Here is a 26,812-nt window from a genome sequence, read left to right as displayed (position 1 = left end):
TTGCCGGTGTAGTGCTAGGTTTAGGTGGTTTATATGGCTGGAAAGCATATAACCAATCGCAAATTGATAGCGCTGAAGCAGCGTCGGATGCCTACACGCAGTTAATCTCAACGGCAGGCCAAGAGAACTCTGACGTACTTGCAAAGTCAGATGCATTTTTATCTGAGTATAAAGATTCTAGCTATTCTGTATTAGCTGCGTTTGTAAGCGCGCGTGAAGCAGTTGATACAAAAGACTACAGTGCAGCAAAAGAAAAGCTAGAGTGGATTGTAACCAATGCACCAAAAGCTGAATTGAAAGCCATTGCTACAACGCGTATTGCACGTATTGAACTTGCAGAAGGAAACTTTGATGCAGCACTTGCAAAACTAAACGCAACGTTGCCAGAAGCGTTCAAAGCACAAGTAGAAGAGCTTAAAGGTGACATCTATCTTGCTAAAGACGATAAAGACAATGCACGTTTAGCATACCAAGCAGCACTTGATGCAGCAGGTGAAACGCAAAATCAGCTTCTTCAAGTTAAATTGGATAATCTAGCTGTTGCTCAGACGCTGTAGGTGATTTATGAAAAAAATTACCTTAGCAACCTTGTTGCTGCTAACACTTGGTTTAACGGGCTGTTCATCAAGTGATGATGAAGAAGACGAGTTAACACTGCCTGAAATCGTTAATCAGTTTGAAGCTGATAGCGTATGGCAAACTAGTGTCGGTTCTGGTGTTGAACATTATTTTTCGCGTCTTTCGCCGGTGGTTTACAAAGACACAGTATTTGTAGCGTCACGTCGTGGTGAAATCAAAGCAATTGATATTAACAGCGGCAAAGAACTTTGGCGCAGCGATGTACGTAAAAACCCAGCGTTTTGGCCATGGGAAGATGACGATAGCGCTAAGCTATCGGGTGGCTTAAGCGAAGCGTACGGCAAAATTTTTGTTGGTACAGAACGCGGTGAAGTGATTGCACTTGATCGTGAAACAGGTGAACTTTCTTGGCGCAAACAAGTACCAGGCGAAGCACTTTCAGCACCTGCTGCAGGCGATGGTTTAATTTATGTGAATTTAGGTTCAGGTAAGTTAGTTGCACTACATCCAGATGAAGGTGAACAGCGTTGGGTGTATGAGCATGAAGTGCCAGCACTTACATTACGTGGTATTAGCTCTCCGCAATCAGCAAACGGCGGTGTTATCTTTGGTGAAGAGAACGGTAAGCTGTCAGTAGTTATCGCAGAAAATGGCTTTTTAGCGTGGCAAGCTGACGTTGCAATTCCACAAGGTGCATCAGAGTTTGAACGTTTAGCGGATGTAGATACGCAGCCAGTTGTACAGGGCTCAACTGTTTATTCACTGGCGTATAACGGCAACTTAGTGGCTGTTGATATTCGTTCAGGTAATGTGCTTTGGAAGCGTGAATACAGTGGCTATCGCGATTTTACCGTTGATGGTCGCAATATCTATTTGGTAGATAGCCAAGGTTCTATCTATGCTTTAGATGCAAGCTCAGGTATTGAACGTTGGAGTCAACCAGCTTTAAATGGTTGGTTTTTGACGGGTCCAACAGTATTTGGCAACTATCTAGTAACAGGTGACCAAGAAGGTAACCTACACTGGTTAGATAAAGAAACCGGCGATCTTGTATCGCGCAGTGAATTCGATAGTTCAGGTTTCTACGTCGAGCCAATTACAGCGGGTGATAAACTAATTGTTATCACGCGTGATGGTGAAGTGAGTTTAGTAAACTTACCACTAGCGAATTAATATTTATTGCCAAGTGTGACTTGGTAAATTAAAGGCTTCGTTACGGCTTGCTCTGGACGAAGCCTTTTGTTGTTTATTTAAGAGGTTGAATATGCTTCCTGTGATTGCCCTTGTGGGCCGTCCTAATGTTGGGAAATCAACATTGTTTAATCGCTTGACGCGAACGCGTGATGCACTTGTGGCAGACTTTCCAGGTCTGACACGCGATCGTAAATATGGTCAGGCGAGTTATGAAGATTACGAGTTCATTTTAGTGGATACTGGCGGTATCGACGGGTCTGAGCAGGGCATTGAATCTGAAATGGCTGAGCAATCGCTGTTAGCGATTGAAGAGGCTGATATTGTAATGTTTTTAGTTGATGCTAGAGCGGGCTTAACCGCATCTGATATTGGCATTGCAGATCACTTACGTAAACAGCAAAAGAAAGTATTTGTTGTTGCCAACAAGATTGATGGTATTGATGCGGATTCAAACTGTGCTGAGTTTTACCAACTCGCACTTGGCGAAGTATATCAAATCGCTGCAGCTCATGGTCGTGGTATTACATCGTTACTTGATACGGCACTACAGCCAGTCATTGCTGAATATGCTGAAGCGTATCGTGAAGCAAATCCGGAAGAGTTTGAAGATGACTTAGTTGATTCACTTTACGATGATGAAAACGAAGGTGAAGACGTTGACGGTGAGCGCCCAGACAAACCGGTTAAACTTGCGATCATTGGTCGTCCTAATGTGGGTAAATCGACTCTTACAAACCGTATTTTAGGTGAAGAGCGCGTTATTGTTTACGATATGCCAGGGACCACTCGTGACTCTGTGTATATTCCAATGACACGCAATGAGAAAGAGTACGTACTGATTGACACAGCTGGTGTGCGTAAACGTAAAAAAGTATCTGACGTTGTTGAAAAGTTCTCAGTAATTAAAACACTGAAAGCGATTGAAGATGCAAACGTTGTGTTACTGGTAATTGATGCACGTGAAGGTATTAGTGATCAAGACTTAAGCTTATTAGGCTATACGCTTAATGCGGGTCGTTCATTAGTGATTGCGGTAAATAAGTGGGATGGCTTGGATACGGATGTAAAAGATCGCATTAAATCAGAGCTTGATCGTCGTTTAGGTTTTATTGATTTTGCGCGTATTCACTTTATCTCGGCGCTGCACGGTACTGGTGTTGGTCATTTATTTGAATCAGTAGATGAAGCCTATGAATCGGCAACAAAACGTATCAGCACTGCAATGTTACGCCGTATTATGGACATGGCACAAGCTGATCACCAGCCGCCGTTAGTACGTGGTCGTCGTGTTAAGTTAAAATACGCGCACGCAGGGGGATACAACCCGCCAATTATCGTTATTCACGGTAACCAAGTTAAAGACTTACCTGATTCGTACAAGCGTTATATGATGAACTATTATCGCAAAGCGCTTAAGGTTATGGGTACGCCAATCAAGATTGAATTTAGAGAAGGTGATAACCCGTATGCAGGTCGCACTAATAAGATGACCTTGTCGCAGCAGCGACAGCGCAAACGTATTTCTAAAATGTATAGCAAAAAGCCTTAATTTTAGATTTGTTGAAAAAAGCACCGAATAGGTGCTTTTTTCGTATGTGATGATGGAAATAGCTGCAATTACCAGCAGTTATGTGCTAATAATTAGACAATAAGAATAATTAACCATCATGTCATAAATGGATTACTTAAAAACGGTTATCTACGTTGATAATGTTGAAGAAACGTTAGATTTCTACTTCCAAGCATTTGCCGTCAGCACGGCTCAGCTCGATGAAGACGGGCAATATGGCGAGCTGGACTTCCAAGGTGCGTGTATTGCCTTCGCGGCGCATCCCTTAGCGCAATCTCACTTTAAGCAGAGTTATATTCGCGCGCAGCCAAAACAACCGGCACTTGGTTTTGAATTAGTCTTAAAGGTTGATGACATTAATTTAGCATTTGCAAAAGCGGTAGATGCAGGCGCAGAACCACTTTCTGCACCGCATGAAATGGAAGGTAAAAACTTGGCGTATGTACGTTCTATTGAAGGTACGCTCATTGCGCTAAGCGAATAAACTTTGCTTCATAAACTGCCACGTTTCATTTGAGTTTATAATGCGACCGTGACCAAGTTTATTAACAGCTTTTAAATTGATATGGCTGTGCTGACTTGCTTGTTGATTGGTTAATTCAAACTTAGCAAATCGGTCTTTTTGATCGTGAATAATATGAATAGGATGGGCGTGACCTGCAACGTGTAATTCAGGCAAAATCTCACCAAAACGCATACCGTGTTCATCTTCAACACTTTTTAGCACGCCACTAAATAAGTGTTGATGAATGCCCGTATTCAAAATACGTTGTTCAAAAGAATCGTAAAAGCCAAAGGTAGGCGCGATTAAAAAATGGGGTACATCTTTACTCACATTAAGCGCTGCAATTGTTCCCATAGAATGACTGACAATTGCTTTGGGCTGCTCAATGCTTGCCATTATCGATTTTAGCCCTTTGATAAAAAGCGGTAAATTGGCAAACTTACCATCGCTTTCACCATGACCGTAATGATCAAATGCCATCGCTTTAAATCCACTTGCTGCTACTTTCTCCATAAGTGGTAAAAATTGGCGGCTACTACCAGACCAGCCATGGGTAAAAACCACAGCAGGACCTTCACCAATTGAGGTAAGGTGTAAGTCACCGTGCTCGGTTGCTAGTTTTTGTTGCGTAAACTGGGCTGACAATGTTGTTCTTTTGCGGTTTTTTACCGGTGTTAACAGTAATTTTCTCGTTTGATTAAAGGCAAACTTTGGAGCAATTTTAAGCGCGGTAGTCGATGCCGCTTTAATCAGATAGTAGGCAAGCGGCTTTCTTTTTGCCGATGATGAAAAATAGATTTTACTGCTCATACAGATTCCTCTGCGCGGTGGCGCTCAATTAATTGGTTTAGGGCTGTTTTAAAACGGCTATGCTCAGCGTCTTCAACACCTAGCCACGACATGCTTTGGCTGCCCAAATAAAGTGCGTAGAGTTCAAACACAAATTGTTCTGCGCTTACATCTTGTTTGAATTGCCCCGCACTTATCACTTGCTTAACTTTGTGAGTTAAATAGCCAAGCCAATTTGCTAGATCTTGCTTAACTTGGTCGTGTATAGCGCCTGGTTGGTCATCAAACTCCACTGCCGCGGAGATAAAAATGCAGGTCTTTGCTTGGTTTTCATACCAATCTAGCCAGTTCTCACATAAGCTAAGTAATTGAGCAAGAGGATCAAGCTCGCGGTTGATTGGCTGTATAACCGTGCTTTGAAAAAGTTCATTGGCGAATGTTAGTACATTTAATTGCAGCGTTTCTTTTGATTTGAAATGCGAAAACAAGCCCGATTTTGACATGCCTGTGGCAACTGCAAGGCCGCCAATAGTGAGATTGTCTAAGCTTGACTGTGTAGCAATTTTTAACGCCGTTGCGAGGATCTGCTGTTTTGTTTCTTGACCTTTACTCATAAAAGTACGCTCGTGCTATTATTTGTGTGATAATAGCACGAGCGTACTAAAAGTAAATGTTTCAATTAGCTGTTCGCGAACACCGCATTTAATTCAATGTTGCCTATACTGTGTGTAATGTAATATGAGAGTTCACTATGCTAACCCCCGATTTACCAGCCAATGAAAATACAAGAATTAAAACCTTACAAAGCTTAAATGTGCTCGACACACCGTCTGAGCAAAGGCTCGATAGAGTCACGCAAATTGCCGCAAAAATGTTTAACGTACCTATCGCATTAGTATCGTTAGTTGATAAAGAGCGGCAGTGGTTTAAGTCTTGTGTCGGTTTAACGGCAAGTGAAACACCGCGAGATATTTCCTTTTGCGGCCATGCAATTTTGAGTGAGCAAGCATTGGTTGTAACAGATACTTTAGCGGATGAACGTTTTGCAGATAACCCGTTGGTACAGGGCGAGCCAAATATTCGCTTTTATGCGGGGATCCCTCTTGAACATGAAAATGGATGCCGTTTGGGTACCTTGTGCATTATTGATAGCAAACCTCGTAATTTTAATAGCGACGATATTACCCTATTGAAAGAGCTTGCGGTGCTTGTGGAACTTGAGTTAGTAAATAAATTACCAAATACCACAGACCCTGTCACAGGGTTATCAAACAAAGCCGGCTTTAAGTTATTAGCGCCGATTAGTTTAAAGGTGTGTCAAAAGTTAAATCTTAAAGTCTCGGTAGTGTATTTGTTTATGAAGGGACTGCTTAGTTATCGACATGATCACCAGAAGTATACAACTATTTTAAATACAACTGCTGAACTTTATAAAACCACATTTAGAGCAACTGATTTAATCGCGCATTACGATGAAAATGGGTTTGTTGCGCTAGTAAGCAATGCGGACAAACATAATACGCAAGAGCTACTTGATTGTTTGATTACGCAAATGAATGACGTTGATTTTGATGTGCAGCATGATAGTCCTATAGAGTTGATAACGGGTGTCATCGACAGCTCACCATTTTGTGATATTGATGAGCTGATCTTTAACGCCTTTATTAAGCTACATGAGCAAGGTGAGGGGTTTTAGAAGCAGGATGCGACAATAAGCTGCTTAATCATCTCTTGACTTGGTTTTATTTTTTCCATCGCTAAAAATTCATCGGGTTGATGGGCTTGTTGTATTGAGCCTGGGCCCATTACGATTGTTTCACAACCGAGTTGCTGTAAAAAAGGCGCTTCAGTGCAATAGTTTACCGCTTGTGCTTTTTCGCCAGACAGTTTTTCAGCAAGCTTTACTAAACTGCTATCGGTGCTGCCTGAAAACGCAGGAATAGGTTCGTGCAAATCATGTACCGCCACCGCATTTGGATATTGGTCATTTATCGGTGCTACCGCCTGCAATAACATAGCTTGAAGTTCTGGAATACTAATGCCGGGAATTGGGCGCATATCAATATGTAGCTCACAACAACCACAAATGCGATTGGCATTGTCACCACCATGAATGTGTCCAAGGTTTAAAGTTGGGTAGGGTATTTTAAAATCTGATAATGAATATTTATTCTTTATCTCTTCTTTTAGTTTTAGTAGCTGGCTAATCACAAGCTGCATTACTTCTATAGCGTTTAAACCCGCATCAGGATCAGAGCTATGACCTGCTTTACCTGTTACACGAATTGCCGTCGACATATGTCCTTTATGAGTATATACAGGCACCATGTTAGTAGGTTCACCAATAATGCAACGAGCTGGCTTTAGCTTATTCTGTTTAGCGATTTCAATTGCGCCAGCCATTGTGGTTTCTTCATCTGCTGTCGCTAAAATTGTAATAGGCTGTTTTAGGTTAGCGAGTCCAATATCGCTATCTATTTCTTGTAATGCATTTAAAACAAAAGCAAAAAAGCCCTTCATATCGATACTGCCTAAGCCATAAAACTTATTGTCTTGTTCGCTTAATTTGAACGGGTCGAACTGCCAGCGACTATCGTCAAATGGCACTGTGTCTGTGTGTCCTGCCAGCATTAAACCGCCGTCACCTGTACCTAGCTTTGCCGCTAAATTGTATTTTCCCGGATTGTTATCAAGTTCCGTAATTTCGACTGCAAAGCCTATTGATTCAAACCAACTTGCCAATAAATTGATGACTTCGCGGTTACTCATGTCGAGTGATGGCACCGTTGCGCTAATCGACGGTGCGGCAATAAGTGCACCATACATATCAAGAAAGTGTAATTGCGACATTATTCCCTCAAAACATCCAATAAATAATTATGCAAAAAAGTTGAATATAAATTTACATTGGTTTATTCTGCATTTCAATTCATTATTTTGAAATAATTAGTACCGAGACTAACAGCATGCATAAATCAACTTTACGACGATAACACTTTATTAAAACTTGTCTTAATAACCCTTTTTTAGTTTTTTGGAAAAAATATGAATATCGTTATCGTTGGTGCAAGCGGTTACTCAGGTGCTGAACTTGCCAAATTAATATCACTGCATGATTCGTTAAATTTAATGGGTATGTATGTGTCTGAAAATAGCCTTGATAAAGGCAAGACGCTTGCAAGCCTCTATCCTGAGTTAAATGGTGTAGTTGAAGGTGCGCTTTCACCACTTACACCAGAGGCGTTTGACTCTATTAATCAACATGCTGATGCTGTTTGTCTGTGTACTGAACATTCAGTCAGTGTCGAACTTGCACCTCAGTTTTTAGCAATGGGCAAAAAAGTATTTGATTTATCTGGAGGCTTTCGTCTGTCATCAAATGATGACTATGAAACCTATTATGGCTTTAAACACACTAGCCCTGAGCTATTAGAACAAGCTGTTTATGGTCTTGTTGAATGGCAAAAAGACCAAATCAAAAATGCACAGTTAGTAGCAGTACCTGGTTGTTACCCAACCGCTGCGCTAAATGCGCTTAAACCATTAAAACAAGCTGGCTTACTTACTGATGATACTGTGATTATCAATGCAGTTTCTGGTGTTACAGGTGCAGGGCGTAAAGCCATTGTGGCAACGCATTTTTGTGAAGTGAGCCTAAAACCTTACGGTTTATTTAATCATAGACATGGCCCTGAAATTGAAAAATACCTTGACCACAAGGTGTTGTTTACACCGCATTTAGGCAATTTTAAGCGTGGCATTCTTGAAACCATCTATGTCAAAGTAAAGCAAGGCACTACTGCAAAGCAAATAGCAGAGTCATATCAGGTGCTTGCTGATGAGCCTTTAATTCGCTTACTTGGCGATGCAATTCCATCAATTAAGGGTGTTGAGAACACACCGTTTGTTGATATTGGTTGGCAGTTACAGGGCGACCAACTCATTGTTATTTCTGCGATTGATAATTTACTTAAAGGCGCGTCTGGCCAAGCACTTCAATGTATAAACCTAACTTTAGGACTGCCGGCACATACGGACTTTCAAGGAGTGAATCATGGCTAATTGGGTAATTAAGCTAGGTGGCGCGGTATTAAATAATATTGACGCTGCAAAAGCGTTAATTGATGTGTTACATCAAAAGCCTGAAGACAAATTTATTCTAGTGCACGGCGGTGGCTCGCTTGTTGATAGCTGGTTAAGCGATGCGGGCTTTGTTACGTCAAAGCACCTTGGTCTACGTATTAGTCCGCGTGAACAAATGCCTTACATTGTTGGTGCGCTTGCGGGTTGTGCAAATAAACAACTCATGGGCGCGGCAATTAGTAATGGTTTTAAGCCTGTTGGTTTAAGTCTTTATGAAGCGGGGCTCGTTAGTGAGCAAAAGCTAAAAGCGCTTGGCCAAGTCGGTACCTGCATTGAAAACGATGCCAGTATTCTTAAATCGCTGCTCAATGCGGGATGTTTTCCGATTGTGAGCTCAATTGGTTTTGACTTAGAAGGCAATTGGTACAACGTAAACGCTGACGAAGCAGCAGCCAGTATCGCTCAATTGCTTGATGCGGAACTTGTTTTTATGACAGATGTAGAAGCAGTATTAGATCACAAGCTTAACCCATTACATCAGTTATCAAGTACTGATATCAGCACATTAATCGAAGAGGGAGTCATTAAAGGCGGCATGCAGGTAAAAGTAAATACCAGCTTGCAAGCTGCTCAACATTTACGACGTGGCGTGTATATCTCGAGCTGGCAAAAGCCAGAAAACTTAATCGCATTGCTCAATGGTGAGCATGTGGGAACCAAGATTACGCCATAGGAAAAGCAATGACTCAACAATTTATTACGGGCTTAGAACTCAACAAAGAAGCCAACTTAAAATTACTTAATTTAGCATTACAAATTAAAAATAACCCAATGGATTTTGTCGATGCGCTGAAAGGAAAATCGGTTGTTACGTTATTTGAAAAACCAAGTTTACGTACTCGTCTGTCGTTTGACATCGGCATTAACAAACTCGGCGGACATGCAGTTTATTTAGATCAGCAAAACGGTGCAATGGGGCAACGTGAATCAGTAAAAGATTTTGCCCTAAATATTTCCACGTGGGCTGATGGCATCGTAGCGCGTGTAATGGCGCATAGTACATTAACTACGCTTAGTGAATTTTCGTCTGTACCGGTTGTAAATAGTTTGTGTGATTTATATCACCCATGCCAAGCACTCGCTGATTTTTTGACATTGACTGAAATTTACGGCGACGTAAGCCAACTAAAATTGGCTTATTTAGGTGAAGGTAACAATGTTACGCACTCACTGATGCTATTAGCGGCAACCTTAGGTACTGACTTTGTCGCAGTATGCCCTAAAGGCGCATCACCTGATGCACAAATTGTAAAACAAGCTGAAGCGATAGCAGCACAAAATGGCGCATCGGTCTTGGTAAGTGACCGTGTAGAAGCCGCAGTTGGTTCGAATGCACTCTATGCCGATACTTGGGTATCAATGGGCGATAACACTCCACTTGTACAAGTAAAAGAAAAGTACATGCCGTATCAAATTAATCAAAAACTGCTTGATATGACAGGCGCATCAAGTGTGCTTCATTGTCAGCCAGCGCACCGTGAATTTGAGATTACCTCAGAGGTAATGGACGGTGAAAAATCATTCATAATACAACAAGCTGAAAATCGTATGCATGCGCAAAATGCTCTGCTTGTAAGTTTATTAAACCCAAATTTTGTGTAAGGAATCGGTAACATGAGTTCTATTAAAAAAGTTGTACTAGCATACTCAGGTGGTCTTGATACATCGGCTATCGTGCCATGGTTAAAAGAAAACTATAACTGTGAAGTGGTGGCATTTGTTGCGGATGTAGGTCAAGGTGCTGAAGAGTTAGAAGGCGTAGAAGCAAAAGCAATTGCATCGGGCGCATCTGAGTGTCACATCGTTGATCTAAAAGACGAGTTAATTGCCGATTATATTTATCCAACACTTAAAACCGGCGCAATTTACGAAGGTACTTACTTACTAGGTACATCAATGGCGCGTCCTATCATTGCTAAAGCACAAGTTGAAGTTGCGCGTAAAGTAGGTGCTGATGCACTCTCTCACGGCTGTACCGGTAAAGGTAATGACCAAGTTCGTTTTGAAAGCTGTTTTGCAGCCCTTGCACCCGATTTAAAAGTGATCGCGCCTTGGCGTGAATGGGATTTATCAAGTCGTGAATCATTACTTGATTATCTTGCTGAGCGTAATATTCCATGTTCGGCGTCGGCGACTAAAATTTATAGTCGTGACGCAAACGCGTGGCACATCTCACACGAAGGTGGTGAGCTTGAAGATCCGTGGTGCCAACCGAGCGATCAAGTATGGACATGGACAAATTCGCCAGAGCAAGCGCCAAATGAGTCACAATTTGTTCAGCTTAGTGTTAAAAATGGTGAAGTAGTTGCGGTAAATGGTGAGCAAATGTCACCGTTTCAAGTACTCACTACGCTAAACGAAGTTGCAGCACCTCATGGTATTGGGCGTGTTGATATCGTTGAAAACCGTTTGGTAGGTATGAAGTCGCGTGGTTGTTATGAAACACCTGGTGGCACTGTAATTATGGCGGCACTTCAAGCGATTGATGAGTTAGTGCTTGATAAAACCAGCCGCAAATGGAAAGACACTTTAGCGAATGAGTTCTCGCACCTTGTTTATGACGGTCGTTGGTTTACGCCACTAAAAGATTCAATTTTAGCTGCAGCAGAAGTGTTTTCGACTCTCGCTACTGGCGAAGTGGTATTAAAGCTTTATAAAGGTCAAGTTACTGCGGTTCAAAAGCAATCTGAAAACTCATTATATAGTGAAGACTTTGCAACGTTTGGTGAAGATGATGTGTACGACCAATCACATGCAGAAGGCTTTATTCGTCTATTTTCATTAAGCAGTAGAATTTCTGCAATGAATAACAAGTAATCTTGCCGAGAATTAGTGAGAGGATAGAGTTATGGCACTGTGGGGCGGACGTTTTTCTTCGGGACCAGATCACGCATTTAAGCAATTTAATGACTCACTGCCATTTGATTATCAAATGGCAGAAGAAGACATTATTGGTTCTGTGGCTTGGGCTGGTGCGTTACAACAAGTTGATGTGTTAACAGCGGACGAACATCAAAAATTAGTAGCAGGTTTAAACGAACTTTTACATGAAGTTCAGCAAAACCCAAATGCAATTGCAACGGCTGGGGATGAGGATATTCACTCGTATGTAGAGGCAAAGCTAATTGAAAAAGTGGGCGATCTTGGTAAAAAGTTACATACAGGTCGTAGCCGAAATGACCAAGTAGCTACTGATTTTCGCTTGTGGAGCCGAAAAACTGCGAAGCAATTACTTGCGGCCATAGCGTCATTAAAAAATGCCTTAGTCACCCTTGCGGAAAAAGAGTTTGGTACCGTGCTACCTGGATATACTCACCTACAACGTGCGCAACCTGTGTTGTTTAGTCATTGGTGTATGGCGTATTTTGAAATGCTGGAACGTGATGAAGCGCGTTTAGAAAGTGCGCTTAGCCGCATTAATGTATGTCCGCTAGGTTCCGGTGCGCTGGCAGGCACTGCCTATACCATCGACCGTGAACAACTGGCTGCCAATTTAGGTTTTGATAGAGCAAGCCGAAATAGCCTTGATGCCGTGTCGGACCGTGATTTTGTGGTAGAGCTTTTAAGCTGTGCGTCAATTTCAATGATGCACTTATCACGCCTTGCAGAAGATATGATTTTCTACAATTCGGGTGAAGCAGGCTTTATTGAACTGGCAGATAGCGTGACGTCTGGCTCAAGCCTGATGCCGCAAAAGAAAAACCCAGATGCGCTAGAACTTATTCGTGGTAAAACTGGCCGAGTATTTGGTGCCTTTAGTGCCATGATGATGACCTTAAAAGCACTGCCGCTTGCGTATAATAAAGATATGCAAGAGGACAAAGAAGGGCTTTTTGATGCAATGCCAACTTGGCTTGCCTGTATTCATATGGCTGAAGCTTGCATTAAAGGTGTTAAGGTTAATGCGGATAAAACCAAAGCCGCGGCACAAGGCGGTCATGCTAATGCTACTGAACTTGCAGATTACTTAGTTGCCAAAGGTATTCCATTCCGTGAAGGTCATCACATTGTTGGTGAACTGGTACAAGTGGCAATTTCAGAGGGTAAAAACCTTGAAGATTTATCACTATCGCAGTTTAAAGCCGTTTGCGATGTAATCAACGATGATGTTTACCCAGTGCTTGAACTACAAGCGTGTTTAGATGCGCGTTTAGCACTTGGTGGTACATCGCCGACGCAAGTTCAATTTGCCATTAGTAACGCAAAAAAAAACGCTGAATTTTCGGTAAGAGATGCCACGCTAAACGATGTGGAAGCAATTGCTGAACTTATCCAATATTGGGCGCGTGAAGGCGAAAACTTACCGCGTGCAAAAAGCGATATGATCCACAGTATCAATGAATTTGCTGTTACAGAAGTGAATGGCAAAGTGACAGGTTGTGCATCGCTATATATTTACGATACAGGCCTTGCTGAAATTCGTTCGTTAGGAGTTAATCCTGAATCGAATGTTAAAGGGCAGGGGCGAGCATTGGTAAATCACCTAATTGAAAAAGGTGGTAAGTTGGCGCTAGGGCGCATTATTGTGCTGACTCGTGTGCCTGGTTTTTTTAGTAAGTTAGGTTTTGCTGACAGCCATAAATCTCAATTACCTGAAAAGGTGATGAAAGATTGTGAGTTGTGCCTCAGAAAAGATAACTGTGATGAGGTTGCTATGGACTATTTGATTGCACGGCCAAATTCGTTGCGTATCGATTGTCGCAATGTAGCCTAAATCCATTTCAAATTTAATCGCCATTAAAAGCACAACAGCTATGCTGTTGTGCTTTTTTACGTTTAACACTTTTTGTACTTTACTCAATAGAGATGGTGCTATTTAAATTGCAGTTGTTATTCAATTTGATTTTATTGTTATATAAAACAGTAAATTAAATTTAACCCTTTATTCGTATATTGCGAGTAATTCGCATTTATGGATCGCTAATTGCTAAATTTGTGCACCTGATGTTTAGTTGTCAGAAAAATGACAATTAAAGGCCCTAGGTATATAGCAGTATAAATAATTAAAAAATAATGCTTAGGGGTATCTTTAAAAATTAGTTTATAAGGAATTGAAAAATGCAAATTAACGGTACCAATAGCTTAAATGCTACACAATATGCTCAAACGCAAAACAGTCAGTCAACTGCAGTTAAATCAGAGGGTTCACAAAACACCCTACAAAATGATAAGGTGACTTTATCTACTGATTTGCAACGCGGTGGCGGTATAATTAAAACCGACTCTTATGCAAATTTAAAGCGTGGCGGTGGTATAATCAAAACTGACTCGCAAGCAGATTTGAATCGTGGCGGCGGTATTATTAAAACTGACCCACAAGAAAATTTAAATCGCGGTGGTGGCATTATTAAAACTGATTCACAAGCAGACTTAAATCGTGGCGGTGGTATCATTAAAACTGATTCTTACGCAAATTTAAATCGTGGCGGCGGTATCATTAAAACAGACTCATACACAGATTTAAATCGTGGTGGCGGCATTATCAAGACGGATTCGTACGCTGATTTAAATCGTGGTGGTGGTATTATTAAAACTGATTCACACGCAAACTTAAATCGCGGTGGCGGTATTATCAAAACGTAAAGATTAAATGATTTGGACGACTAACCTGGCACTAACTATGGGAACACTTGTTGTTTGGGGGTTCCTAATGGCATTTTTGTTTAATATATTTATGCGTACTGTTTCTGCTAAAACAGATAACTATTTAGTCTGGGTTAGTGCCATTATGTTTGCGTCATATTATTTCAGTGACTTATTCCACGATCTCAGCTCAGGTACTGAGATTTACTTTACGTGGTTTATTTATGATCTGCTCACGTTACTTGTTGTTCTTTTTCCTCTTCTGTTTAAACGTCGTCTAAATCTCATTTTAAAACCAGCTTCAATTTATATTTTTATTGGTTTAATTGTAAATGCAATTTTGTTTTTAGCTATGTTTATTGATATGAACTTACTGGGCAATAGAGAGCCATGGTTGTTGTGGTCTATTTATAGCTTTACGGTGAATGCGGTTGATTATGCAATGATTATTACATTAATTATTGGTCGTGATTGGTTAGGCCTAATCAGATTGGCACGTTATGCGTACTCAAGAGCTCTTAAATCAGAAGCTAAACATGAGGCTCGCACTGAACAGTGCGCACATATTGTATTACACGCTTAATTAAAAACGATATTCCCAACTGCCACTTAGTGCGAATTCTGTATCCGAATCATTAGCCAATTTATCGCGCCAAGTTGCCGCTTTCAGCTTTAGTAAACCGTCAAATAACCCTTGCTGAAAACCCACCTCTAGTTGCAAGCGCTTTGTATCAAGTTTTTCAAAATCCATATGACGTAGTTTTACAAATCCAGCATAGCCATTTGTAGTTTGGTAGCTGCTTGATAAACTCAAGCCTTTAACATTCTGACCGATACTTGCCGCGATATTTTCACCTAAATGCGCGTACCCTTGCTCATAATATGGGTGCTGATATTGGCAATGGCTCAAGGTCGCAATATAACGACAGTTTGAAATCGTATCTGTGTATTCAATATAGCTTTTAACTAAGAAATCTTGACCACCAAAAAAGTGTTCGGCGCCTAAGGTGTACATGGTATCTTCAGGTAAAAAGCTTAGCTCGTTGGTACCAGCATATTCACCATAAAGTGCAATAGACTGATTAAACAGTCGTGTACTGTATTTAATATCAATGCTGGTTAATTGGTTATATTCATTAACCCCATTGTTATCGAGCTTATTCTTTGTCAGTATGACATCTGATAGCGCACCAAAGCCATGATCTGTATCTGGACTATCAAATTGCGCAGTTTGGTTTACGCCTACCTCTAAACCCGTAATCGGGGTTGATGAAAAGCGCATAGCCCAAAATAGGGTGTCTTTGTCATCGTTTTTGAGGTACTTATCTTGACCAACAAAGGCTGAAAAATTCCACGGACCAATAAATGAGAGAAAACTCGGTCCATAGTAATCGGTATTTAAACGGCTAAGGCGCAGCCCCGGCATTGGGTCGGCGTTGTTTGAGAGTAACAACGCGTTATCGTTACTTGGTCCAAACCATTTATTAATTTGCTCAACACTGACGCTCCAATTGCCGTATAAAACCGCCAAATAAGAACCGTCATAGTTGAGTTCCTTTTGGCTGGTGGCATCTTTGCTATAGCCAATAGATACTTTTGCAGTCACTCTGTCACCCATTAGTACAGAGGTGCCTTGAATGTTGCCTTTATGCTTATTGCGTTCGCCAAAACTTTGTAAGTTGCTTGGCTCACTGTTACCACTTACTTTAACTGATGAATAAGAGCCTGATTTTGCAGCTTTAAGTGCATGTTGTACTTTACGCAATGCGAAAATACCATCATCAGATAGCTTATTGCGATTGATCATTGATAAATCTTGCGCAATACCTTGCCACATAAGCGGATAGCTATTAACTGGGCGTTTAATCGCGCCTTCACTTACTAATTGCTCAATCGCGGCGCGTAAAAACGGGTCATCGGTGCCAATCCAAGGCTCAGCAAAAACGTTTGCTGCAAAAACTAAACTACATGATGCAGCAATATGGCTCAACTTCATTTTGCCAACTTTTCCTTAAGGGCGTTTACGACAATTGGGTCTACAAATTCATGAACATCACCACCATGAATTGCCACTTCTTTTACTAGGCTTGATGAAATAAATGAATTTTTCTCAGCCGGTGTTAAAAACACTGTTTCAAGCTCTTTATTTAGTCGGCGATTCATATTGGCTAATTGAAATTCAAATTCAAAATCCGATACTGCACGTAAGCCACGTACTAATACGTGTGAATTTTGCTCTCTCGCTAAATCAGCAAGCAGGCCAGAAAAACCAATAACTGTCACGTTATCAAGGTGTGACAAAATAGATTTTGCGATTTCAACACGTTGTTCTAATTCAAAAAATGGCTTTTTATTTGGGTTATGTGCAACGGCTAAAATTACTTCGTCGAACATTTTAGCGGCACGCGCTACTAAATCTGTGTGGCCATTTGTGATTGGATCAAACGTTCCAGGATAAATCGCTTTTACTTTCATGGTATTGGTAACTTAGTGATGATGCTGGCATTTTATCAAGCTTTGATTGGAATACCAATCGCCAAGCGAGACATTTTGCCAATTGGTATTCAACACTAGATTGTTTATACTGCGCGGTATTAACGTTAGGCATAATAGGATATTTATGAGTACCAAGGATAAGATAATTCAAACAAGCATTGCATTGTTTAACCAGCATGGAGAGCGTGCGATAACAACCAACCATATCGCATCAGAAATGGGCATTAGCCCAGGTAACTTGTATTATCACTTTAAAAATAAAGAAGACATTTTACGCAATATCTTTAGCCTTTATAAAAATCACCTTAAAGATAATTTTATCCCAATGGATAAAAACCAAGATGTGATGGCGCAGCTCGCCGGCTACCTTGATTCACTGGTTGAATTAATGTGGCGTTTTAACTTCTTTTATAACAACTTAACCGATATTTTAAGCCGTGATAATGAGCTTAAAGCGCAATATTTAGAGCAGCAAGCACAACTGTTAGAACAAGTAGCAGCGGTTATTGCAGGGCTAAAATACGCCGAAGTTATTGAGATTGATGACAGCGATATCGTTGAACTTGCACATATGGTGAAACTAACAGTGAGTTTTTGGACACCTTATGTAAAAGCGCATAGCGAAGATGGTCGCTTGTCAAAACAGGATATTTTTGGTGGTATTGTTAAAGTTATATTACTGTTTAAGCCTTACGCCAAAGGCGCAGGCTTAGAACAGCTAAAAGAATTACAACAAGAATACATTAATAAGCAACTTGACGTTGAGCAGGCGGTTGCTTAACGGTCTTTTTGGCAGTGCGTTAACAGTTGCTGCCAAAACGCGATACCTTTTTCTCGCGCGAGATTAATGTTTGTCTCTGGAATACCTTCCGGATCAGGATGAATATCAAGTACCCTTGCCATTGAAGCTTCTCTTATTAAATGCAATGTTGGATAAGGCGCCCTGTTGGTGTAGTTAGCTGCATCTTGCTCATCACTATCGGCAAATACATAGTCTGGGTGGAAATTGGCGATTTGAATAAAGCCTTCATAACCGCTTGATACCAACATCGCATTGGCTAAATCAACCAAATCTAAAAAATCGTCAAAATTTTGAAAGCCTTCGCTAAAAATATGTAAACAGGTTTCAATATCGTCGTTTTCACGCATTTCTTGGATTAACGAGAGCATTTCAATTACCGCATCTTCATGCGACTTTGTTTTGCTATCTACATAGTTAATTGTATTGTTTACCACTTCTTTTTTGGCAAAAGGGCAAAAGTTATACCCAACAATAACGCGGCTAACCCAGTTTTTAGTTTGTTCAATCGGTGATAATGTCATGAGAAATCTCGTTTTCGATAAGCGTTATTGTGCGTTTAACCGCGCCACTGTTAGCATTCAATATAGCTAACGCATTGTCACCTAGTTCTTTTTGCTTGCTAGGGTCGTTTGCAATTGAAAGCAGGCTTTTACAAAGCGCATCGGCACTATCAACACACAAGCAGGCATTACTGTTTAGTAATTGCGGGTACACGTGTAAAAAGTTGGTGTAGCTTGGTCCGGTAATAATTGGAATACCAAATGCCGCAGCCTCAAGCGGATTATGACCGCCGCGCTCAATTAAACTACCGCCAATAAAAGAACTGTTTGCGGCCCCAAACAGTGTAAGCATTTCACCCATGGTATCTGCGAGTAGTACTGATTGCCCATTGTGTGGCGCTTTACTGCGTTGGCTAAAACTAATATTTTGTTGTGTTAAATAGGCTGCTACTTTGGCAAATTGCTCAGGATGGCGCGGAGCGATAATCAGTAGGGCGTTTGGCTGTTGCTCTAACAGTGATAAATGTGCAGCAATAACCTGTTCATGTTCGTTAGGGTGAGTTGAACCTGCAACCCAAATAAAATCATGTGTTGTAAGCTCAGATTGAAACTTTGCTACGTTATTTGTTATTTCATTATTTAGCGTAATATCAAACTTAATCGAGCCGGTCACATGCGCATTTTTGGGTTTTAAACCGAGTGCTAAAAAACGTGCTGCATCGTCTTTATTATGCGCTGCTAGCAAGCCTATGTTATGCATGATTTGTTTGCTTAAAGGCTTTATGCGCTGATAGCCTTTTTGCGATTTTTCCGATAAACGCGCGTTAATAACACACACAGGTATGCCATGTTTACTTGCTTTAATAATCAAATTTGGCCAAAGCTCAGTTTCTAAAATAACAATGGCTTTTGGTTTTAATTGTTTTATAAAACGTGAAACAGCGCCAGGAAAATCGAGTGGCAAATACACATGTTGCACGCTGTCTTTAAATTGCTTTTTTATTTCCGCTGAGCCCGTAGGTGTATTGCAGGTTATAGTGACAAGGTGAGTCTGTTTTAATGTGTTAATTAATTTACTTGCGGCCATTAACTCACCGACAGACGCGCAGTGAATCACTAGACTGTTTGGTTTTAAATTATCATCATAAAAACCAAGACGTTCGGCCCAACGTTTACGATATTCAGGCGCTTTTTTTCCGCGTAACCATAAGAGCAAAAACACCAGCGGTGATAAAAGATATAAAACAAAACTGTAAATGATGCGTGCCATATCGACCTCACGAGATAGAGCGGCGAGTTATAACATATTTATACAATTTTTGCTGCGCTATGTGATGGCGTTTTGTTATCATGAATGAATAACTCTATAACGACTTCGCCTATGAAACTCAGTAATTTACTTATTATTGCAGGGGCATTTGTTGCAACAGAAAGTGCTGCAAAACCTACTGTATATTTGCCTTTGGGCATAGACGCCCACTTAGAAACCCAACTTGATCGCATGTTTGCACTTACCAGTGGAACGCCTATGCATAAGCCGTATGCGTTAAGTGAAGTCGACCTTGCACTTAGGAAACTAAAGCAAAAAGACAGTAGGCTGTATCGTTACTTAGTGGGCGAGCTGAAACGTTATCGTGGTGAAGACAAAATTAGCCGTTATGGTTTACGAACTACAGCAAGTAGCGGTGATACGATGCCGATTGCTAACCAGCGCGGTTTAACAACCGATGAATATGCGCAAGGTTTTTTCGAAGGTATTTGGCGCCCTAATGACTTTATGTTGGCACAAATAGGCGTAGATTACCGCGTTAAAGGGCAAGACTTAGTCGCTTATAATTCGACACTGAGCATGGCTGCTGCAAACCTACAACTTGATATTGGTTACAGAGATCATTGGTATTCACCATTTAAAAATTCGGCGCAAATTATGTCGAATAACGCACAGATGCCAATGAGTATTTCACTAGGCACTGTTGAGCCGCTTAATAATTGGTGGAACCTCGATTTTGAATTGTTTTATACCGAACTCGATGAAGTAAAAGGCGGTATTCAGTATCAAGGTGAATGGCACGACGGTAGCCCTAAATTAGTTGGCATGCACGGTTCAATTGAACCGACACATGGCTGGAAAATAGGCTTTAACCGTGTGATGCAGTTTGGTGGTGGTCCGCGTGAGACGGATATCAGTGATATCTTTAAAGCATTTTTTGACCCATCAGGTAACGATAATGCTGATAATGACTTGAGCACAGACGATGAATTTGGTGACCAAATGATCTCGTTTACCTCGAGTGTTTATTTTGATTGGGTAACACCAATTGAAATTTACGCAGAATATGGTGCTGAAGATACCTTGCATGGCAGCAATTTTAAATTTGGCAATCAAACCATTTCATTTGGTACGTACTTACCAAAATTAACGAACAACTCTTCATTAAGATATGAATATAACAAGTGGAATACACTTTGGTACGTTCACCACTTATATAAAAATGGTAATACTAATGAAGGTTTCACATTTGGTCATTTTGCTGCTGATAATCGTAATTTCGGCGATGGTGTACCAGCTGATGTACACACCATTAATTATGACTATTTTGAATCGGTATTGAGCTCTTGGCAGTTTAAGCTAAGCACGCAAAATAACGACAGCGACGATTATCAGCGCGCTTATTCGTTATCTGTGCTTAACAGTCGTAAAGTGGGTGAATACCGTGTTGAAACTAGTTTAATGGGTGGAAAAAACGTTTACGATGAAAGTTATGGTTATTTATCTGTAACCATGTTTTGGTAACCATTGATTATGGCCTAGAGTTTGCTCTAGGCCAACTTCAGAATATTCTCAGCAGCAACGACGACTTCCGAAGCTGCAATATTATCAACTCGCTTTTTCCCTTCAAGCACTGAATTAGCCTTAAGTGGACGCCAGCTTGATGCCGATTCTCTAATTAATGCGATTTGTGGCAGTGATAAGCTGCTTGCGATATGCATAATCGCAGTTTCAACAGAAATCACTAAGTCACAGGCTTGCATAACACTCGGTAGCTCAAAGAAATCCTTAGTTGCTGAAAATGCTTCCACAGCAATGTTTGTTTGCTGTGCACACCAGTTAGAAACTTCATCAAATTTATGCGGCGGCGCGTTTAACACAAACAGTGTATTAGGTGACTTTTCAGTTAGTTTTGCTGTTAATTCAGTTAATTGTGATAGTTGCCAGTCACGTTTTTCATTAGTCGAAATATGATTAATGAAAATAGTCGGCCCATTACTTAAGTTCTTAGCGTTACGCCATGCGTTAATTTGTTGTTTGCCTTGTTCACCCAGAGAGTTTGTGACCAATATTTCGCGAGAGCGCTGTTGTTCATCAAGTGACACAGCAAACAGGCGAGAAAAAATATGGTTATAAAAATCACTAATGTGCTGGCTGGTAGCTAATTCAGACAGCGCAATCGTAGTACTTAATGATTTGTACTGGTTGCGATAAAACAAACGCGACAAAAGGTTTTTAGGCTCAGTGCCAACTATGGTGGCGTTTGCGTTGATTGCCTGTGCCACTTTTAAATAGGCCGGTGCGCGTGTAGTGGCAACAAATACAATAAAATCATACTGCTGATTTTTTGCATCAGCGATTAATTGCTCTCTGTGCTCGTTACTACTGGCAATGGGATATATGGTATTTAGGTGGTTTTCTTTTGCTAGCCACTGCTGCAAAGTAGAATTTCTGCCTGAATGCCAAGATTTTTTCTTGTTGCGACAATCATCAATCCACACGTCAATTTGCACATCGGGGTACTGCTTTGATAAGGCTTTTAGAAACGCGCCCTGATAGACATAATCACCTAGTGCAAGGTGAGTCATGTACAGTACTTTACTGCCTTTTTTGAGAGTCAGTTCAGGAACTTGTATTTGAGTTGTGGTTGAATGCTTGCTTTGATGCACTTAAATCTCCCTGCGCATGAACCGGAATTGTAACAAACAACCCTGCTGCAAGGGTAGTAAATTTAAAGATTCTTAAAAGTTTAACAAAGCCATTTGTTAAGATTGGTTAACAAGCCTCGCCATTTTAAGACGATTCGTTATAAAATGAAGTTAACTATTTATAGATGCAATAAACAAAGACCTATGGAAGCGATTACAAACTCATACTTAGCAAGCTTAGAACGTCACCGCAAAGTGTTTGCTATTATGGAGCAATACCAACAACAATCACTATTACTGTTACAAGCTTGCCAAGAAACCTTAGATAAAGGCGGCAAAGTAATTTGGTTTGGTAATGGCGGCAGTGCAGCTGACTCGCAACATTTAGCCGCTGAGTTTGTAGTGCGTTATAAGAATGAACGTGGTCCTTTAGCATCCATTGCACTTACAACGGATACGTCAATTTTAACCGCGCATGCTAATGACTATCACTTTGATACAGTATTTGAACGCCAAGTTCAGGCACTTTGCAAACCAGAAGACTTAGTGATTGGTTTAACGACTTCAGGCACCAGTGCCAATATTAATCTCGCACTAGAAGCAGCAAACAAAATTGGTGCCTACACGGTGGCATTAACCGGTCGTGATGGCGGTAAGGTAAAAGACATCGCACGCTTACCAATTATTATTGCGAACGATGAAACTGCACGTATTCAAGAAGCACATATGTTTATTGGCCATTGGTTGTGTGAAGCAATTGATATGCTAGTTGCCCAAAAGAGCTAAGTGTTGATTATGGATTTATCGTATTTTAATCATTTATCAAACAGCAAAATTTTAGTTGTTGGCGACGTTATGCTAGACCGTTACTGGCATGGAGATACTGGGCGTATTTCACCTGAAGCGCCGGTGCCAGTGGTAAAAGTCAGTGGTCTTGAAGATAAAGCCGGTGGCGCGGCAAACGTTGCAAAAAATATCGCACACCTTGATGGCAAGGTTAGTTTGCTTGGCATTATCGGCGATGATGATAACGGACAAAGTCTTGAGGCGTTACTAAAGTCAGAGAATATTGATTCTCAGCTTATTCGTCAGTCAGAGGCGCCAACAATCGCAAAAATGCGTGTGATTAGTCGTCACCAACAAGTCGTGCGCTTAGATCTTGAAGAGCGTTTTAGCGAAACCCATTCACAGCTTTTGCTTGAGCAGCTTAAAACCCTGATTAACGATTTTGATCTGGTGGTATTTTCTGACTACAACAAAGGCTCACTGCATTTAATTGCGGATATGATTGCTGTTGCAAAAGACGCAGGCAAAACGGTTTTAGTTGACCCGAAGTCAAAACAGCTGGCGGATTACCGCGGAGCTGATTTTATTACGCCAAATCTTACTGAGTTTAAAGCGGCTAGTGGTGTTGTAGGTGATGAAGCAACCATCACGCAAAGTGCGCGCGATATTATTGCTGAGTGTGGTTTAGGTAGCATGCTGCTAACGCGTTCAGAGCAAGGTATGTCGTTAATTACGCCGAGTGAAAAACACGATTTCGCCGCGCAAGTATTAGAAGTATCAGATGTAACGGGTGCCGGTGATACGGTAATCGCAACATTGGCGGTAATGTTAAGTACAGGCATGCCAGCAGCGCAAGCCGTTGAAATTGCAAACATTGCAGCAGGCTTAGTAGTTGCAAAACTAGGAGCTGCCACAGTATCACCAGAAGAGCTAAGTGCTAAACTAACGCAATATTTACGTGACACCGGTGAGCAGTACCAAGCGCCAGCACAAGAAGTACTGCATCATATTGAGCTTGCTCGTCAGCGCGGTGAAAAAATTGTCTTTACCAATGGCTGTTTTGATATTTTACATGCAGGGCATGTGCGCTACTTAGCGCAAGCTAAAGCGCGTGGTGATAAGTTAGTTGTGGGTTTAAACAATGACGAGTCGATTAGTCGTTTAAAAGGGCCAGCGCGACCTATTAATCCACTTGATGAGCGTGCCACCGTGATCAGTGCGTTAGCATCAGTCGATTGGGTGATCCCGTTTGGTTCTGAAGCTGAAAATGATACCCCGGCTAAGCTGATTGAACTTGTAAAGCCAGATGTTCTGGTGAAAGGCGGTGATTATAAAGTGTCTGAAATTGCAGGCGCTGATTTTGTACTTGCAAACGGTGGTCAAGTTGAGGTGCTGGAATTTGTAAATGGCTGCTCAACATCGAACGTAATTCATAAAATTCAAAGCGATAGCTAGTAACCACTTATTTATAGGCGCACTAAGCAGTTTTTAGTGCGCTGTTATACACTTCAATAAATACCTGCCAATCCTTTTCTTGCCAATAAAATTGTGCATTGCGATTAGCTTCTTTATCGAATGAGCGCTTTAGGCGTGTAATATTACTTTGCGCTTCTTGTGGGTTGAATGCAGCACGAGTGCCACGGTCAAAATCGATTAAAAAAATGCGTCCATCACTAATTAAAATATTATTGATATTAAGGTCGGCATGATTAACGCCGTGATTATGAAAATCGGCAATCGTTTTGGCGCAATCAGTAAGCTCTTTTTCACTTAATGCTCGGGTTTTTAGTACATCGAGCAGACTTTGCGAGTGCGGTAGTGCCTCGGTAATGATATCTCCACGATAGATTAATCCCGATTTTACTACCTTAGCTGCAATGGGTTTAGGTACGGACAAGCCAATATTCTCAAGCTCTACTAATAACTTGAATTCTTGGTATGTTCTTGTTTTTTCAAAGCCTAAATACAGGTATTGATCAGACAATAGTTTACCAATTAAGCCGCCACGCCAGTAATGGCGAAGTACACCCGTTGTGTCACCACATTTAAAAAAGTAAGTTGTTGCACGGCCAAGTTTTTTGTCGGCAATCAAATCATTACGGCTTAAATATTCAACATCAAATAAATTGGGATCGAACGTACCGTCCAAGTTGCTTGGGGTAATGATGGTAGCTGAACCGTGTTTTTGAAATGACAGCATGGCGATTTAAACTAAATAGTAATTGCGTGCAAAAAGGGATTATACCAAGTTTTAATTTACGTTAAACTGCACGCATCTATTTATATGTTTTTAGGTAAATTGTGAGCTTACAAGGGCCGTTCAACGATATTTGTATTTTACGTCTTTCAGCAATCGGTGATGTATGTCATGCCGTTTCCGCGGTGCAGGCAATTCAGCGTCATTACCCAAACGCTAAAATTACATGGGTTGTTGGAAAAATAGAGGCGATGTTATTAGCAGATTTACCGGGAGTTGAGCTGGTTGTTTTTGATAAAAAACAAGGCAAAGCGGCTTATCACTCACTTAAAGAACAGTTTAAAGGACGTAAGTTTGATGTGCTATTGCACATGCAAGTTGCGCTGCGTGCAAATTTAGCGGCGCGTGTTATTCCTGCAAAAGTAAAAGTTGGATTTGATTGGCAGCGTGCTAAAGAAGGGCACTTTTTATTTACTAACCACCGCATTGCGGCTGAAAAAGAAGCCCATGTACTCGAAGGTTTTCGTGGTTTTGCAAAAGCGATTGGTGTGCCTCATTATGAGCCATCGTGGCAGATGCCAGTAAGTGAAGAAGACCGAAGCTACGCAAAAGAAACATTATCGCAACTAGGCAAAAAAGTATTGGTGCTTTCGCCTGCTGCAAGTAAGGCTGAGCGCAATTGGTTACCGGAACGCTATGCCGAAATAGCGGATTATGCGGTGCAACAAGGATTTAGTGTTGTTATAACGGGTGGCCCAACAGAGCTCGAGGTCACACTTGCAAAGCAAATTGAAAATGCGATGAAATCAACAGCACTAAACCTTGTTGGCAAAACAAACTTAAAACAATTGTTATGCGTGTTAGAAAACGCTTCTCTTGTCATTGCGCCAGATACCGGCCCTGCTCATATGGCGGTGACTATGGGGACACCGGTAATTGGGCTATATGCACATTCGAATCCGGCACGTACCGGCCCTTATTTATACCAAGATTATGTGGTTGAGGTTTATCATCAAAACTTAAAAAAGCAAACCGGCAAAACAGCAACCCAATTGCCATGGGGTACACGTGTAAAAGGCAAAGATTTAATGCAACAAATTAGCGTAGACAGCGTTAAAGAGATGTTTGACCGTGTTGTAAACGAAAAGGCATTGTAATGAGTGATAAGGCTGTTTTTCTCGATAGAGATGGTGTTGTTAACGTTGACCACGCCTATGTTTACAAAATTGATGATTTTGAATTTATTGCAGGTGTATTTGAAGCGTGTCAGTTATTTCAGGCCGCGGGTTACAAAATTGTAATCGTAACGAATCAGTCAGGTATTGGGCGCGGTTACTATACCGAACAAGATTTTCATACGCTTACCGATTGGATGGTGGCGCAGTTTAAACAACATAATGTGGAAATCAGCAAAGTCTACTTTTGCCCGCATCACCCAACGAAAGGTGTTGCACAATATAAACAGCAATGTGATTGCAGAAAACCCAAGCCAGGCATGCTATTGCAAGGTGTGAAAGAACTCGGGCTGGACCCATCAAAATGCATTATGTTTGGCGATAAAGGCTCAGACATGTTAGCAGCAAAGACGGCAGGGTTTAGTAAGAACATTCTTGTTCAGTCAGGACAATCGTTTGACGAGCAAACTATCACGTTAGCTGATGACGTGTGGCAATCGCTGAATTGCGCCAGTGAAAAGTTTAGTGAAAACACCTAGGATTAATTAGTGAACTATTTAAAATGCAGTTTATTA

Annotated in this window: 27 protein-coding genes; 18 read left to right on the top strand and 9 right to left on the bottom strand. The window is 41.1% G+C overall.

Annotation, left to right across the window (positions count from 1 at the left end; all coding sequences use genetic code 11):
* The 4 genes from AN214_RS04820 to AN214_RS04805 all read left to right on the top strand — a co-directional run.
* The coding region (locus AN214_RS04820; RefSeq protein ID WP_054978651.1) for a tetratricopeptide repeat protein at positions 1-557 on the top strand (557 nt) is incomplete at its 5' end.
* Positions 558-564: 7 nt separating this feature from the next.
* Positions 565-1,752, top strand: coding sequence for an outer membrane protein assembly factor BamB (gene bamB, locus AN214_RS04815; RefSeq protein WP_054978650.1), 1,188 nt, complete (start codon positions 565-567; stop codon positions 1,750-1,752).
* A gap of 91 nt (positions 1,753-1,843) precedes the next feature.
* Positions 1,844-3,322 carry a ribosome biogenesis GTPase Der gene (gene der / locus AN214_RS04810; protein WP_054978649.1) on the top strand — a complete coding sequence of 493 codons (1,479 nt, stop codon included), beginning with the start codon at positions 1,844-1,846 and terminating at the stop codon, positions 3,320-3,322.
* Between the two features lie 127 nt (positions 3,323-3,449).
* On the top strand, positions 3,450-3,827 hold the full coding sequence (locus AN214_RS04805) for a VOC family protein (RefSeq protein ID WP_010560874.1): 378 nt from the start codon (positions 3,450-3,452) through the stop codon (positions 3,825-3,827).
* On the opposite strand, the gene AN214_RS04800 is transcribed toward AN214_RS04805, so the two are convergent.
* Together AN214_RS04800 and AN214_RS04795 are read right to left on the bottom strand one after the other, a co-directional pair.
* The gene (locus tag AN214_RS04800) at positions 3,816-4,658 is read right to left on the bottom strand and encodes an alpha/beta fold hydrolase (protein WP_054978648.1); all 843 of its coding nucleotides are present in this window, start codon (positions 4,656-4,658) and stop codon (positions 3,816-3,818) included. The genes AN214_RS04805 and AN214_RS04800 overlap by 12 nt on opposite strands.
* A complete protein-coding gene (locus tag AN214_RS04795; protein ID WP_054978647.1) occupies positions 4,655-5,251 on the bottom strand; it encodes a TetR/AcrR family transcriptional regulator in 597 nt (198 codons plus the stop codon). The genes AN214_RS04800 and AN214_RS04795 overlap by 4 nt, the downstream gene beginning before the upstream one ends.
* A 137-nt stretch (positions 5,252-5,388) precedes the next feature.
* Here AN214_RS04795 and AN214_RS04790 point away from each other — a divergent pair, with 137 nt between their 5' ends.
* Complete coding sequence (locus AN214_RS04790) at positions 5,389-6,333, top strand: GAF domain-containing protein (protein WP_054978646.1); 945 nt, start codon at positions 5,389-5,391, stop codon at positions 6,331-6,333.
* On the opposite strand, the gene argE is transcribed toward AN214_RS04790, so the two are convergent.
* Complete coding sequence (gene argE, locus AN214_RS04785; protein ID WP_054978645.1) at positions 6,330-7,487, bottom strand: acetylornithine deacetylase; 1,158 nt, start codon at positions 7,485-7,487, stop codon at positions 6,330-6,332. The genes AN214_RS04790 and argE overlap by 4 nt on opposite strands.
* Before the next feature lie 195 nt (positions 7,488-7,682).
* On the opposite strand from argE, the gene argC reads away from it, so the two are divergent.
* The 7 genes from argC to AN214_RS04750 all read left to right on the top strand — a co-directional run bounded on the left by argC (position 7,683) and on the right by AN214_RS04750 (position 14,946).
* On the top strand, positions 7,683-8,699 hold the full coding sequence (gene argC, locus AN214_RS04780) for an N-acetyl-gamma-glutamyl-phosphate reductase (RefSeq protein ID WP_054978644.1): 1,017 nt from the start codon (positions 7,683-7,685) through the stop codon (positions 8,697-8,699).
* Positions 8,692-9,453 carry an acetylglutamate kinase gene (gene argB / locus AN214_RS04775; RefSeq protein WP_054978643.1) on the top strand — a complete coding sequence of 254 codons (762 nt, stop codon included), beginning with the start codon at positions 8,692-8,694 and terminating at the stop codon, positions 9,451-9,453. The genes argC and argB overlap by 8 nt, the downstream gene beginning before the upstream one ends.
* An 8-nt stretch (positions 9,454-9,461) precedes the next feature.
* Entirely contained in the window at positions 9,462-10,382 is a 921-nt protein-coding gene (locus AN214_RS04770; protein WP_054978642.1) for an ornithine carbamoyltransferase, read from the top strand.
* 12 nt (positions 10,383-10,394) lie between these two features.
* The gene (locus tag AN214_RS04765) at positions 10,395-11,597 is read left to right on the top strand and encodes an argininosuccinate synthase (RefSeq protein ID WP_054978641.1); all 1,203 of its coding nucleotides are present in this window, start codon (positions 10,395-10,397) and stop codon (positions 11,595-11,597) included.
* A 31-nt stretch (positions 11,598-11,628) separates the two neighbouring features.
* A complete protein-coding gene (gene argH / locus AN214_RS04760; protein ID WP_054978640.1) occupies positions 11,629-13,494 on the top strand; it encodes an argininosuccinate lyase in 1,866 nt (621 codons plus the stop codon).
* Positions 13,495-13,838: 344 nt separating this feature from the next.
* Positions 13,839-14,363 (top strand): hypothetical protein, encoded by a 525-nt coding sequence (locus tag AN214_RS04755; RefSeq protein ID WP_054978639.1) that lies wholly within the window; start codon positions 13,839-13,841, stop codon positions 14,361-14,363.
* 67 nt (positions 14,364-14,430) lie between these two features.
* Positions 14,431-14,946, top strand: a complete 516-nt coding sequence (locus AN214_RS04750) for a hypothetical protein (RefSeq protein ID WP_054978638.1) — start codon at positions 14,431-14,433, stop codon at positions 14,944-14,946.
* On the opposite strand, the gene AN214_RS04745 is transcribed toward AN214_RS04750, so the two are convergent.
* Positions 14,947-16,359 carry a capsule assembly Wzi family protein gene (locus AN214_RS04745; RefSeq protein ID WP_054978637.1) on the bottom strand — a complete coding sequence of 471 codons (1,413 nt, stop codon included), beginning with the start codon at positions 16,357-16,359 and terminating at the stop codon, positions 14,947-14,949.
* Complete coding sequence (gene coaD, locus AN214_RS04740; protein WP_054978636.1) at positions 16,356-16,838, bottom strand: pantetheine-phosphate adenylyltransferase; 483 nt, start codon at positions 16,836-16,838, stop codon at positions 16,356-16,358. The genes AN214_RS04745 and coaD overlap by 4 nt, the downstream gene beginning before the upstream one ends.
* 145 nt (positions 16,839-16,983) lie before the next feature.
* Between coaD and AN214_RS04735 the strand changes: the two genes are divergently transcribed.
* Positions 16,984-17,640 (top strand): TetR/AcrR family transcriptional regulator, encoded by a 657-nt coding sequence (locus AN214_RS04735; RefSeq protein ID WP_054978635.1) that lies wholly within the window; start codon positions 16,984-16,986, stop codon positions 17,638-17,640.
* Here AN214_RS04735 and AN214_RS04730 read toward each other — a convergent pair.
* Together AN214_RS04730 and waaA are read right to left on the bottom strand one after the other, a co-directional pair.
* Positions 17,637-18,182 (bottom strand): DUF1415 domain-containing protein, encoded by a 546-nt coding sequence (locus AN214_RS04730; protein ID WP_054978634.1) that lies wholly within the window; start codon positions 18,180-18,182, stop codon positions 17,637-17,639. The two genes, AN214_RS04735 and AN214_RS04730, sit on opposite strands and share 4 nt — an antisense overlap.
* Positions 18,163-19,431: a lipid IV(A) 3-deoxy-D-manno-octulosonic acid transferase gene (gene waaA, locus AN214_RS04725; RefSeq protein ID WP_054978633.1), complete on the bottom strand. Its 1,269-nt coding sequence runs from the start codon at positions 19,429-19,431 to the stop codon at positions 18,163-18,165. The genes AN214_RS04730 and waaA overlap by 20 nt, the downstream gene beginning before the upstream one ends.
* Positions 19,432-19,542: 111 nt before the next feature.
* Here waaA and AN214_RS04720 point away from each other — a divergent pair, with 111 nt between their 5' ends.
* Positions 19,543-20,955: a capsule assembly Wzi family protein gene (locus AN214_RS04720; protein WP_054978632.1), complete on the top strand. Its 1,413-nt coding sequence runs from the start codon at positions 19,543-19,545 to the stop codon at positions 20,953-20,955.
* A 26-nt stretch (positions 20,956-20,981) separates the two neighbouring features.
* On the opposite strand, the gene AN214_RS04715 is transcribed toward AN214_RS04720, so the two are convergent.
* Positions 20,982-22,100 (bottom strand): glycosyltransferase family 9 protein, encoded by a 1,119-nt coding sequence (locus AN214_RS04715; protein ID WP_054978631.1) that lies wholly within the window; start codon positions 22,098-22,100, stop codon positions 20,982-20,984.
* A 183-nt stretch (positions 22,101-22,283) separates the two neighbouring features.
* Between AN214_RS04715 and AN214_RS04710 the strand changes: the two genes are divergently transcribed.
* Entirely contained in the window at positions 22,284-22,865 is a 582-nt protein-coding gene (locus AN214_RS04710) for an SIS domain-containing protein (RefSeq protein ID WP_054978630.1), read from the top strand.
* A 9-nt stretch (positions 22,866-22,874) separates the two neighbouring features.
* Complete coding sequence (gene hldE, locus AN214_RS04705; RefSeq protein WP_054978629.1) at positions 22,875-24,320, top strand: bifunctional D-glycero-beta-D-manno-heptose-7-phosphate kinase/D-glycero-beta-D-manno-heptose 1-phosphate adenylyltransferase HldE; 1,446 nt, start codon at positions 22,875-22,877, stop codon at positions 24,318-24,320.
* 22 nt (positions 24,321-24,342) lie between these two features.
* On the opposite strand, the gene AN214_RS04700 is transcribed toward hldE, so the two are convergent.
* Positions 24,343-25,065 (bottom strand): 3-deoxy-D-manno-octulosonic acid kinase, encoded by a 723-nt coding sequence (locus AN214_RS04700; protein WP_054978628.1) that lies wholly within the window; start codon positions 25,063-25,065, stop codon positions 24,343-24,345.
* Between the two features lie 101 nt (positions 25,066-25,166).
* Here AN214_RS04700 and AN214_RS04695 point away from each other — a divergent pair, with 101 nt between their 5' ends.
* Positions 25,167-26,219 carry a glycosyltransferase family 9 protein gene (locus AN214_RS04695; protein WP_054978627.1) on the top strand — a complete coding sequence of 351 codons (1,053 nt, stop codon included), beginning with the start codon at positions 25,167-25,169 and terminating at the stop codon, positions 26,217-26,219.
* Entirely contained in the window at positions 26,219-26,776 is a 558-nt protein-coding gene (gene gmhB, locus AN214_RS04690; protein WP_054978626.1) for a D-glycero-beta-D-manno-heptose 1,7-bisphosphate 7-phosphatase, read from the top strand. The genes AN214_RS04695 and gmhB overlap by 1 nt, the downstream gene beginning before the upstream one ends.
* Positions 26,777-26,812: the final 36 nt, after the last annotated feature.

The sequence above is a fragment of the Pseudoalteromonas sp. P1-9 genome, assembly GCF_001399975.1.
Lineage (GTDB): Bacteria > Pseudomonadota > Gammaproteobacteria > Enterobacterales > Alteromonadaceae > Pseudoalteromonas.
Note: the sequence above shows the minus strand (reverse complement) of the source record. Positions and strands in the feature narration are given on the sequence as shown.